The 11,633-nt window shown below is 43.8% G+C and carries 12 protein-coding genes and 1 pseudogene; 4 read left to right on the forward strand and 9 right to left on the reverse strand.

All coding sequences use genetic code 11. From position 1 onward, the window contains the following. Nucleotides 1-579: 579 nt before the first annotated feature. The gene (locus ACE1CM_RS19875; protein WP_374879622.1) at nucleotides 580-2,067 is read right to left on the reverse strand and encodes a GUN4 domain-containing protein; all 1,488 of its coding nucleotides are present in this window, start codon (nucleotides 2,065-2,067) and stop codon (nucleotides 580-582) included. A gap of 15 nt (nucleotides 2,068-2,082) precedes the next feature. Between ACE1CM_RS19875 and ACE1CM_RS19880 the strand changes: the two genes are divergently transcribed. Further along, nucleotides 2,083-2,229, forward strand: coding sequence for a hypothetical protein (locus tag ACE1CM_RS19880; protein ID WP_374879624.1), 147 nt, complete (start codon nucleotides 2,083-2,085; stop codon nucleotides 2,227-2,229). 184 nt (nucleotides 2,230-2,413) lie between these two features. Continuing rightward, nucleotides 2,414-3,821: pseudogene (locus ACE1CM_RS19885) on the forward strand (DUF697 domain-containing protein). Between the two features lie 75 nt (nucleotides 3,822-3,896). On the opposite strand, the gene ACE1CM_RS19890 reads toward ACE1CM_RS19885, so the two are convergent. From ACE1CM_RS19890 to ACE1CM_RS19900, 3 genes are read right to left on the reverse strand one after another with little or no spacing between them, the layout of a single operon-like run. Further along, on the reverse strand, nucleotides 3,897-4,781 hold the full coding sequence (locus ACE1CM_RS19890) for a polysaccharide deacetylase family protein (protein WP_374879625.1): 885 nt from the start codon (nucleotides 4,779-4,781) through the stop codon (nucleotides 3,897-3,899). A 24-nt stretch (nucleotides 4,782-4,805) separates the two neighbouring features. Then, nucleotides 4,806-5,585 carry a hypothetical protein gene (locus ACE1CM_RS19895; protein WP_374879627.1) on the reverse strand — a complete coding sequence of 260 codons (780 nt, stop codon included), beginning with the start codon at nucleotides 5,583-5,585 and terminating at the stop codon, nucleotides 4,806-4,808. Between the two features lie 22 nt (nucleotides 5,586-5,607). Beyond that, entirely contained in the window at nucleotides 5,608-6,420 is an 813-nt protein-coding gene (locus ACE1CM_RS19900) for a TlyA family RNA methyltransferase (RefSeq protein WP_374879629.1), read from the reverse strand. A gap of 138 nt (nucleotides 6,421-6,558) precedes the next feature. Between ACE1CM_RS19900 and ACE1CM_RS19905 the strand changes: the two genes are divergently transcribed. Beyond that, complete coding sequence (locus tag ACE1CM_RS19905; protein WP_374879631.1) at nucleotides 6,559-7,017, forward strand: hypothetical protein; 459 nt, start codon at nucleotides 6,559-6,561, stop codon at nucleotides 7,015-7,017. A 27-nt stretch (nucleotides 7,018-7,044) separates the two neighbouring features. Here the strand turns inward: ACE1CM_RS19905 and ACE1CM_RS19910 are convergent, their stop codons facing one another. Then, nucleotides 7,045-7,479, reverse strand: a complete 435-nt coding sequence (locus ACE1CM_RS19910; protein ID WP_374879633.1) for a DUF29 family protein — start codon at nucleotides 7,477-7,479, stop codon at nucleotides 7,045-7,047. Between the two features lie 161 nt (nucleotides 7,480-7,640). Here ACE1CM_RS19910 and ACE1CM_RS19915 point away from each other — a divergent pair, with 161 nt between their 5' ends. Next, nucleotides 7,641-8,180, forward strand: coding sequence for a Uma2 family endonuclease (locus ACE1CM_RS19915; RefSeq protein WP_374879635.1), 540 nt, complete (start codon nucleotides 7,641-7,643; stop codon nucleotides 8,178-8,180). Between the two features lie 46 nt (nucleotides 8,181-8,226). Here the strand turns inward: ACE1CM_RS19915 and ACE1CM_RS19920 are convergent, their stop codons facing one another. The 4 genes from ACE1CM_RS19920 to ACE1CM_RS19935 all read right to left on the reverse strand — a co-directional run bounded on the left by ACE1CM_RS19920 (nucleotide 8,227) and on the right by ACE1CM_RS19935 (nucleotide 11,593). Next, entirely contained in the window at nucleotides 8,227-8,898 is a 672-nt protein-coding gene (locus tag ACE1CM_RS19920; RefSeq protein WP_374879637.1) for a dual specificity protein phosphatase family protein, read from the reverse strand. Between the two features lie 5 nt (nucleotides 8,899-8,903). Then, nucleotides 8,904-9,329 (reverse strand): DUF29 family protein, encoded by a 426-nt coding sequence (locus tag ACE1CM_RS19925; RefSeq protein WP_374879687.1) that lies wholly within the window; start codon nucleotides 9,327-9,329, stop codon nucleotides 8,904-8,906. A 325-nt stretch (nucleotides 9,330-9,654) separates the two neighbouring features. Then, nucleotides 9,655-10,590, reverse strand: coding sequence for a hypothetical protein (locus tag ACE1CM_RS19930; RefSeq protein WP_374879639.1), 936 nt, complete (start codon nucleotides 10,588-10,590; stop codon nucleotides 9,655-9,657). A 148-nt stretch (nucleotides 10,591-10,738) separates the two neighbouring features. Continuing rightward, nucleotides 10,739-11,593, reverse strand: coding sequence for a CAP domain-containing protein (locus ACE1CM_RS19935; RefSeq protein WP_374879641.1), 855 nt, complete (start codon nucleotides 11,591-11,593; stop codon nucleotides 10,739-10,741). Nucleotides 11,594-11,633 lie beyond the last annotated feature (40 nt).

Below are 11,633 nucleotides of genomic sequence, written 5' to 3' on the forward strand. Positions count from 1 at the left end.
ATTACTTACTACTAACGTGACCGGAGTCTGGGACTCTTTTTACGTGGGGATAGTGAGACAGAATTCACGCTTGAAAGACGGCTTTCCTCTCACTTTGTTGGTTGTTATACCTCCATTCCACTCAACTTTCTACATCGCACAATTCTTGGCTTACCCCGCAGCACGTCGGGGGTGCTGACGATATATTCTCTCCAATTGACTGGCATAGGTTGCGCTCCTTGCTGCGCGCTCGTACATTTATTGTAGAGTGGTCAGATGCGATCGCACCCCCCGTTCGTAGATCGCACCCCCCGTTCGTAGTAGGCACTTCAGTGCCGCAGATTCGTAATATACAGCGTTGCGATATTGTAGAAAATCTGAGATTACAACTTATTTGTTCTGGCTAACTCCTATAACCCGGAAGTCGCTTGTCAAAAGTTTTCTCGCCAGTGCCAGGTATCGGAAAGCTAGAATGTAGATTTTGCGTGGGGAAGTCTTCTGTTTGCAAATCTTTACTAAAAGCTGTGACGCTTATATGTTACAGTTTACAAGTCTCTCGAGAAGAGTCCTCCCCACATCTCCCCCTGAACTTCCCCACCCTCACTGCTTCCAGTTCCAAACTCTCGCTACGGGGAGATGTCCCGCAGGGGCATTAGGGGAGAAGTTTACTTGAGAGTAATCCTCGTTTAGCCATTTGTTATTCACACGCCAACCCACGCACTCGCAGAATTTTTTCCAGACTTTTGCGTCGTAATGACGCGGCTTGCCACCAACTTCCAGCCAAATGCGCTTCTGCACGCTAAAGCCGAAGCGCCCATTGCTGTATTTTACCCAGAGTTGGTCAATCGTGCGTAAATCCTCGCAGGGAACCTTTTCGATGTGTTTGGTATGAAACCAGCGTTCTTTTTCTCGCCCCACCACTTTTAGCATCACATTTGCCGTTTCTTGATCTGCCTCTTTCCATTTTCCTGCTGCTAATAAATCCCGCAATCTTTCATAATCCATTCCCACCGCTGAACGCAAATTATCCGGCTGAGGTGCGGGTGGAGAAACCGGGGAAGGACGAGGTGTGGGTGGAGGAACGGGTGAAGGACGAAGTGGGAGTAATTTCAACCAATCTTGCACCGACTCCGGGCGATTTTCTGGAAAAAATTCCAGCCCTTTAACAATGGCTTCATGCACTCTGTCGCTAATATTGGGATTAATTTGAAAAGGCGGTTTCAAAGGTACATTAAGCGATCTATCAGATGCAACCGTTGGCACAGTACGAGTGAGCAAATAATACAGCGTTGCAGCCAGGGCATAAACATCAGTATATTCTCCCCGCTTTGCCTTTGAAGCATACTGTTCCATCGGTGCAAACCCAGGCGTACAATATTGAGTATGGCTGATAATAAGGTCTTGTGTAAACTCCCGCGCAATACCAAAATCAATCAACACCGCTTGGGAATTACTAGCGCGTAAAATGATGTTGCTAGGTTTCACATCTCGATGCAGCAACCCTTCCCGGTGCATTGCCGTTAAAGCATCCCCAACTTGCTGAATATAGCCCAATGCTTCTGCTTCTGATAAAACACCCCGCTTTTGAACATACTTCTCTAAATTTGTCCCCTCAATATATTCCATCAAAAGGCAGCAAAGTAAATTATTCCTCTGAACTCTTTCTTGCAGCAACTGATAAACTTTAACGATATGAGGATGATTTTTAAACTGCACTAGCCGCAGCGCCTCGTTCATAAAATCTTGCTGCAACTTATCAAAATACTGGCTAGCTTGTGCCTCTTCGTTCAGGGTTTTAATAACGTATTGTCGCCCCTCTAAATCTCGCACCCGATAGGTAATGCCAAAACCGCCTTTTCCTAATACTTCCCGGATGGTGTACTTGCCACCCTGTAAAATATCGCCTCTTTGCCACTGCATTGCACGTAAGTTGGCAACTCTTTGTGTTAATTTTGGCACAGGTAGGAGATTTTGACCCCAAGGAATTTGTCCAACAACCCGTCGCGCAATTTGTTCATCTGGATCGGCGCAGGCATTTGCCTGCATATAGGTGAGAATGCGAGGCGAGAAGTCATGGCGTAGGGGCACGGCAACTGCTATATCTTGGACAAATATATAAACGTTAACGATGTTCCCTACTGGTGCGGCGATATCCGCGCCAAGAAGTCGCGCCGGAAGCGATTATACCCTTCTGGGGGAAGGGATGCGATCGCTCGCTTGTCTTCATCCATCACCATCCCGACTGGGTAATCTGAGATATTAGCTGTGGAGATAAACGAAAATAAAGATGTAACAATTCCTTCCCTATCTAACCTTGAGCAATCCTCAATCTACCCAAACTAATCCAGAAACTGGGCGTCAAACAAAGCAAGAATCCCATTTTAACCGCGCCCGTTCTTCTATTCGCCGCATTCTGTCCGGATATACGCCTAGAATGCGGGCATCTTTGCGTCCGGAAATCGATGTTTTAACCGGAAGTCTGCAAAAATTAGACCAAGGTGTAATTTGTATCGCGGCTTTTGGTTTGGTTAGTCGCGGTAAGTCGGCGGTTTTAAACGCTTTAATCGGACAAAAAATCCTGCAAACTGGTCCCCTCCACGGCGTGACTAAATGGCCTCGTTCTGTTCGCTTTCCGATCCCCCCCCAACCCCCCCCGGCCAAGGGGGGGCTGTCCGATCACCCCCAAACCCCCCAAGCCAAGGGGGGGGGTTCCGCAACCCCCCCCACCCCCCTGTGCCAAGGGGGGGATTCCCTAGCCCCCCATGGCCATGGGGGGGCAGGGGGGGATCGCCTCCATCCAAATAGAATTAATCGATACGCCCGGATTAGATGAAATTGAAGGAGAAGCAAGGGCGCAGATGGCGCGGGATGTGGCGCGTCAAGCAGATTTAATCTTATTTATTGTCGCTGGTGATATCACGCGGACGGAATATCAAGCGTTGTGCGAATTGCGACAAGCACAAAAACCGATTATTTTAGTTTTCAACAAAATTGACTTATATCCAGACCAAGACAGACAAGCAATTTACCGAAATCTGCAACAATTGGGGGCGGGTAGCAGTACCAGCAGGCGTCTGCAAGAGTTATTATCGCCAAATGAAATAGTCATGGTTGCTGCCGAACCTGCACCGATCGAAGTCCGGGTAGAATGGGCTGATGGGAGTGTAACCCACGAGTGGGAGTCGCCACCGCCCCAGATTGATGAGTTAAAGGAAAAGATTGTTAGCATTCTAAACCGGGAAGGGCGATCGCTTCTCGCCCTCAACGCCCTAGTCCAAGCTAGAGACGCGGAAGAAAATATCGCCCGCAAAACTCTAGAATTACGCGACAAGGAAGCGGAAGATTTAATCTGGAAGTTTACGAAATACAAAGCTTTAGCCGTTGCGCTCAATCCTATCGCAGTTTTAGATGTTTTGGGATCAACTGTGGCGGATTTAGCCTTAATTCGCGAGTTGGCGCGGTTGTATAATTTGCCCATGACCAGTTACCAAGCTGGGAAGCTTTTACAGAAGATTTTATTTAGTAGTGGCGGTTTGCTGTTGGGCGAATTGGGCAGTAGTATTCTGTTTGGACTGGGTAAAAGTGCTGCTGCCGTCGCATCTGGGGAGAATCCGATTAATTTTACTGCATATGGGGGGGCTGCGATCGCGCAAGCTGGTATCGCGGGTTATGGTATCTATGCCGTAGGAAAGGCAGCCAAAGTCTACTTAGAACGAGGTTGCACTTGGGGCGAATTAGGGCCAAATACAGTCATCCAAGAAATTCTCAACCAAGTAGAACGCAATACAATTTTATATCGCCTGCGGCAAGAATTAGACCCCCAAACGGATAAATCTAGTTAATTGCAGATTTAAGATTGCAGATTTGAGATTTTAAAACTACATTTAAATCTCAAATCTGCCATCTTAAATCTAAAATTATTTTACCGTTACTTTCAACGCCCGTTCAGCCATTTTAATCAATCTTTCGGACGTTTTTTGTCGATTTACACTCAAACGTGGGATTTGATACGGACTTTTCAACCAACCTAATTTGAAGATTCGACTATTGTATAAATAGCCAGATAAATAGTACTTAGCCGCAGCAGCTTCCACCTGTTTATTCATATTCCCATAGGGGTAAGCTAGATGAATCCCTACTGTTTTATTATCTAAGCCTTCCGTACACTGTCTTAACTGCTTTTGGGCTTCAGAAAGTTCAAAATCTAACTCCTGGGGATTTATCTTGGTTAAATCCTTGTGAGTTAGTCCGTGGGATTGAAGATCGAAAAACCCTTTTCTGAGTCCCTCTCTTAAATCTCCACAGTTGAGATGAGTTGTACTTTTTGTCTGATCCTTAGCCAAAGACCCAGGGTTAAGAAATAAAACAACTTTTACTTTCTTATTGTAAGTTTGTTCTAAAAGTTCTAAAGTCGGAAGTAAATTTGTATAATAGGTTTTATAAGAATCATCAAAAGAAATCATTATTGGCCTTTGGCCTATCCGTTGAGCGGGCAAAGGCTGAGATTTAGCTATAAAATAATCGTAAAGATCTTGAGTTGACAGAAACCAAAAATCCTGGCGGACTAAGTAATCTAAAAATTGCTGCAAATCTTGCTTCGTGTAATCGCTGTCTAACGGTTGTTGCGTCTCCCCATTATTATTAGGTGGTGGACTATCAATTATGCTGTGAAACCCCAGAATAGGAATTCTGGGTGCTGTGAGATTTAAGATCAACCAATTCGTCGCTAAGACAACTATAAATGTCAGACAAAAGCCAAAGATAAAACTCTTAGATTTTTTAAACTTGATAAACTTCTTCATGCGGCACACCTCTTAACGCAGTTTTCAATGGCTCTTAAGCTTACGCCGCGAACCTGTTTGTGGCATTGGTTTATCAATACTATATTTGTAACGAGGCGGTACTGGAGGAAAATTAGGAGCAGTAGGTTTAGTGTTTTTGATAAGTTCCTGACAACCTGCTTTAAAATGATTAATCGTTGTAAACGCTGCTAATGAAAAGTAGAAGGTGCGGATTAGCCACTTGCTGCCCGCTAAAATTACAGTAATAATCTCTGGTTTCATGCCGATTATTTTATTGAGACTCATGAAGTTTGCTTTAACTTTCTCTTCTAACTTTTCTGCTTTCTTAATTTCAGCTTTGTTGGTTGGTAAAACTGGAAATTGGGCTGTATAAACATAAAATCCTAAAAATCCATCCACCCCAACTCTTCTACTTAAAAATGAGTCGGTTAAGCTTTCTGCTTCAGCGTAGGATGTCTTCTCTTGCTCGGCAACATCTTCAATCCAGAGATTGTATCTGACCATAGCACTGGTGCTAAAAATTAGCGGGACTAGAATAATGAGTAAGAGAGCGCTTGTCTTCTGACGATAAATTTTTGGTAAAAACGCGGTTGCCAATCCAAAGCCCATCCCTAAAATGGCAAAGACTAGGACATTGACGAATTCAACCACTTCTAAAGTGGAGAATACATCCCCGATGATGATAATTTTATATAAAAATTGTTCCGCAATCAAACTCGCTCCAACTTTCATCCCGGCTGTTGTCAGGATCAGGAAAACAGCAATAAGAAGATATATCACGGTGCGCGATAGTAGTTTTCGCATTGATTTAAAGTAAAGTGAGAGATTATGGAGTGAGAGCCGCTTTTGCAGATTGAGCGATCGCGAAGATTGTGCTTAAATCGGATGAAACCGTTTGACTATCCATTACGACCCATAAAAGATACTCGATATTACCAGCTGGGCCGGTGACTGGGGACCAGGTTAAGCCGCGATACTGCCATCCCAGTTGTTGAGCAGCTTGCAATACAGACGCGATCGCTCGAACATGGTCGTCAGTATCTCGCACCACGCCCCTTTTGCCAACCCGTTCTCTCCCTACTTCAAACTGCGGTTTGACGAGCAAAACTGCCTCGCGCGGAGGTTGAAGCAGATTCCAGAATGCTGGCAGGATTTTTGCCAGAGAAATGAACGAAACATCCACAACTCCCAAATCTGCTGCTGCGGCATCGCCATACAACTGTGCAGGAGTAAGATAGCGCAGATTGGTACGCTCTTTTAACATCACTCTGGGGTCATTCCGCAGACGCCAGTCCACTTGTCCGTAACCCACATCCACGCCATAAACCAGCTTTGCACCCGCTTGCAGCAGGCAGTCGGTGAAACCGCCCGTAGAAATGCCCCCATCCAAGCATATCCGCCCTTGTACCCGAATTTCAAACAATTCTAAGGCTTTAGCCAGTTTTTCCCCGCCTCTGGAAACGTAGGGCGATCGCTGTTTAATCTGTATCTGTGCTGAAGTGTCCACCTCCGTCCCCGGTTTGTCAATCACCTGCTGGTTCACCATTACTTCCCCAGCGCGAATCAAACGCTGTGCTTGCTGGCGCGAGTCGCACAAGTCGAGTTCTACCAACAATGTATCGAGTCGTTGTTTTGTCATGAGTTCAATAAATTGTAGAGATTTATGCAGTTAATGCACATAAGCCAGACTAAAACTGTCAAATATGTAACAATTATCATAGAGCCAGCAGTATTTTAGGTGCGACTACCGCCGCCTTTCCTTGTGGGAGAGCCAGCTATGCTAGAAACTAAACTGACAACCTGTGCAAGTCTACTGTACCAATGGATTCTGCCGCGAGTGACCGAGGTGGAAAAGCTCAAAGTTGATTTGCAAGACTTTCAAGCATGGACGGGGGAGTATTGCGACAAATCCTATAGCGAGCGCGAGATTTTAGACGCTCTGACGCAGTTAAAGCAACTTCAGCTAGTCAACGTTAGCAAAACCGAAGTCACCCTGGAAGTCAATCAAACATCCCATCCCAACCTATACGCCCAAGTAGCGGAAAATATGGTATCGTCAGAAAGCGATCGCCCCAATCGATACCTGCTGCTAGTGGAGATTCTTGCCAGTTCTATATTTTTAGCATTGACCTCAGTTGGTGTTGGTTTAGTCTTAGCCAAATTACAACCCCAGACTTTAACAACACCCCATCCTTGGAGTGTTTTAGCAGGCGAAAAAATTCACCCAGGTAGGTAAGCAAAGAAAAAGCAAGACCCACTACTGCTAGCGAATTTCCTCTAGCGTTGAAATTAATTGAAAAGCGCGATTCAAAATTTCCTCTTTATTAATTAGTTGTTCTAATTCTACTGGATAGTAACGCCCTTCTTCTACTTCTAGGGAAGCCACGTCAAGGGCGTTGAGGTAAGCTGCTTCTAAAGTCGCAAATAATTCTTCTGGGTTTAGATAATAGCCTCCTGTACGGCGTTTATTTTTTCTTTCGATTTCGCGCACTGAATTGCGGATATAAACTTCCCAGGAACGAGTGGTACGATTTTCAGCTTGCTGTTTAATCAGATGTAGCAACAAAAGCGCAGCCAAGCTGCGAATGCTATCAATAATATTGCTTTTTCCCATTTGTTCGAGTTCTTCAATAATGGCTAATGAACCTTTGATATCGCCGTTTAGCAGCAATTTTTTTAGTTCGAGCAATTCTTCCATAATATTATCTGACAATCGGTTATTTTTATTATGACTGAAGTTGGATGCGATATGCCGCAGCAACGCTAGCGCGAACGCAGTTTTTTCTCTGCTACCCAAAGTCCTAAGCGCTTCGCCGCCTGAGCTAAGATAAAACAATATGCAAAGTAAAGTAAACGGCTATGCTTACCGCTACTGCAATCGAGGAGGTCTTCACCCCAGAAGATTATCTGAAAAATCCCCCCGAACACATGGAATGGGTGGATGGACAACTGGTTGAGAAAAATGGCATGACATTACCCCACGGTGAAATTCAGCTAAATCTTGGATCTTACTGGAGAAGTTACGCAATTTCTAGCGGACAAGGGGGGAAAGTTTATACAGATACACCTTGTCGCACTATTAAGCAGGGACGACGCCCCGATGTAGCTTATCTTACACCTGAATTAGCAGTACAGTATGGTAAAGCTGCTGCGTTACCGATGTGTTTCCCCTTGGTAGCGGAAATCGCTTCACCAACCGATCGTGTGGAAGAGTTTTTTGCTAAGGGTAAAGAGTATTTAGATTCCGGTTGTCAAGACGTTTGGTTAGTATTACCTGAAAGTAAATGGATATTTGTAATTACTCAAACTCAAAGGTTATGGTTTGTCTCTGGAAATGTCGCTATTACGCAGGTAATGTTACCGGGGTTTAGCGTAGCGGTGGATGAATTGTTGGATTGAAAACCCGATTCCAAGACAATCCTTATTATTGTCTTGATCGCAAAGCTTACTGCAAACTAAGTTGAAATTTTTTTAGCATATTTTTTTGGGCTGGACTGAATTTAATTTGAGGACGCGCTGTCAAAAGAAGTTTCTCTGCTTGGTTTAAGTTATCCACTAATCCTTTAGCAAGCAGAACGCCAGCAGCAACGGTAGCAGAACGTCCGTATCCTAAAGCGCAGTGAATATAAACATTTCCATTCCACGAGCAAATTGTATGAATTAGTTTTTGAAATACCCGATCTGGGGGTACAGATGTATCCAGGGTGGGAAGACAAATATAAGTTTTGCCTGAAATTACGTTTGGTGGTTCTGAAAACTCAGCCGTTAGATCGATAATTAAGCTGATATTATTAGGCAATTCATTTACAAATGCTCTTCTTCCCAACCAGATACCAGGAGCTATTTCATTGCAACAATCTTCTTTGCTGATCGAGCGTTGAATATGCCAAATTATCCTGGTTAATAACAAATAAGGCAGCAATAAAAATAAACACCATTTATTTAAAGTACCATTTGATTTTTTTCCAAATACTTTAGATCCAATACCCCCATAGGCCGATCCTACGATAATAAAACTGACACCCGTCCATAAAAATAACCATCTAAAAATTACTAAATTCCAACCAAAGATGATAGAAAGAATACCAAATATTAAAAATGTCAAAGCATACTTCATTATTACTATACTATTGAAATTAGTGACATGGCTTGGTTAAGGATTTCTTCAGGGTTAAGCATTTGTGCTAACTCTTCTGGTTCATACCGCCCTGCTTCTACCTCTAGAGAAGCTTCATCAACGGCATTTAAGTAAGCTTCTTGTAGAGTTTCAAATAATTCTTCACGAGTGAGGTAATAACCCCCTGCTTTCCGACGCTTATTTTCCCTCTGAATTTCCCGAACCGAGTTGCGGATAGAAACTTCCCAAGACTTGGTTGTGCGATTTTCTGCTTGTTGTTTAATCAAATGTAATAGCAGAATTACTGCATAGCTGCGAATTGTCTTGATTATCTCTTTTCGACCGATTTCTTCTAGTTCTTCAACAATGGATAGTGACGCTTTAATATCGCCTTTAAGCAGCAGTTCTTTAAGTTCAAGTATTTCTTCCATAGCGGTATCTTGCTTATAAGGGATATTTTTATTATCACCCAAACCGAAAAGCGATCGCGCCTTTCTCGTGCGGTCGGCATATCGCACTCTCTTCCTTCCTCCTCTGCGTCGGGGCGCGGGGCGTTTCAATACAACAAGCGATCGCATTGTCAGAAGATGCGATTCGCGCCCAAGGGTAGCGATCGCTTCACGCGCTTGGGAAAGCAGGAGCGATATGCCTTGGGCTAGCTACGCGATATGCCTTGGGCACAAGAAAGGCGCGATCGCTCCTATTTGGATAAAAGTAGTAGTTAAGGCAAGTTTCTAGCTGAGATTGCCCAAAACTTTACCTGCTAAACCTAGCCAACAGTTCATCTCTAGATAATTGCAGCAACAATCCGGTAAACTCTTCGGGCGGCAATTCTAGCAATGGTTCGATAATTGACCTCAATTCCTCATCTAAAACCCCAAACCGAACTCTCAGCATATTTTCCACAACAAGGCGTTCCCCTTGCTGAATTCCCCGTTGAATTCCTTGCTGAATTCCTTGTTGAATTCCTTGTTGCAGCCCTTCCTGTAAAGCCGCATCTAACCGTTCTAAATAAAGTGGCGATAATTCCATAATTAACTCCCTCTCTTCTGGGTCTAAATTTTGATTTGCTTCTAAGGTAACGCGCAGGCTATATAGTAACTCTAGCGCATTCGTCCGGAATGGGCTGTCTTCTGGAAGTGCTGCTAGTTCTTTAATCGCTTGTTTTTGCACGCTCCCTTTTCCTAAAATTCTCAGCCAAAGAGTTTCGCTTGTGCGGGGTAATTGGTGGATTGCTACGATTGCTGTTTTGAAACCCTCTGCGATAAAATATATTCCCGGTAGCCAGTTTTCGGCATCTGGGATACCTCTAAAAGTTTCTATTAAAAGGGGTGATGCGGTGGGGGTAAGAATCCATAACTTAGGTAAGTCTGCTTCATTGATGCGCCTGTTTTCCCGTCTCGCTTGACGTTCTATATCAGCATGAATGTCAAATAATTTGCTGATACAACTGCGAATTTCGCTGGATGTTACCGGATTGCGAAATGGTTCAAACACGGCGGGTGTAGTAGCAAATTGAGCTAGGATTCCTAACGCTTGTGGGTTGCTGGTTGTTGTTGGTGCGGGAGTAAACCATACGTCGATTTCTCTGACTTCAGAGGCAACGTTGCGACTGGTTTCTACTTGTCCCAGTGGGGTTAATAATTCTTTCAGGTAGTCTTTGGCAAATTGGTCGTGGGGGAAGCGAGTCATTATTTATATTAATAGTTTGTGTTTTGATTATATTATTATGTTGTGTATTATTAATTTTATAGAGCGCTACTCTTGTTAAAGCAAGATGCGATCGCGTAATCCAGGCAGACAAGGGAGATGCGATCGCAGTTGGTAATTAATTAGTACACTATCGGTTACAAGAGACTGAAGTTAAATGCCAACGACACCAATTACAATATCTAGGGTTATTTGGATTCCCACGATTAAATCTAAATGTACCGCGTTCTATAGTAATTCTTTCGTTTTTTCCAACATCCCAAGAAGTTGCATAGCTATAACCTTGAGATTGACAAAATAAGTTAGCACCTTCTTGGACTGCCGCTTGTTCGCTTTGGGGGATTGTATCGCTTTCCCAAACAGTCGCATCAAAGGGAACTCCTCTGATTGTTGGAAGATTCCAAGTTCTGGCAGAATTTGACGAACTAAAATTTGGCGGAGGTGAAGTAAAACTATTTGGATTACTGGCGCTACGAGGTGTAGCAAAAACTTGTACCATACGATGAAATCTACCATCGTATGAATATCCAAAACCAATTTCGGTAAAGTTAGAGTTGAGGATATTACGGCGATGACCAGGGCTTCTCATCCACCATCCAACCGCATTAGCAGCACTAATATTAGGAGATTCTGCATAAATATTTTCACCAACCAAACTGAATTGATAACCGACGCGGTTAATACGAGTACCGACGTTAGAGCCATCGGAACCTGTATGCAAGTTAAAATTGTTTCTCGCCATATCTTCAGCATGAAGCTGTGCGGAACGTCCCAACTCAGGAGAATATCGTAATGGTGCTAAACCTGCGCGACGGCGTTGAGCGTTTGTGAGTTCTAACAATTCGCCATCGTAGTTACTTTGTGCTAAAAGCAAGCGCGTGTCAGGCGGTAGAGTCTTGTTTTTTGGTTGAAACGGTAAGGAAAATTGTTCTATAGGAATGAAAGCGGTAGTTAGAGCGATCGCCCACAATTTAATTTGACGCATATTTGGCCTCTGAAAATGAAAATTTTTGCAAGTGATTCTC

It is taken from the genome of Microseira sp. BLCC-F43, from assembly GCF_041929235.1.
Classification (GTDB): Bacteria; Cyanobacteriota; Cyanobacteriia; order Cyanobacteriales; family Aerosakkonemataceae; genus Microseira.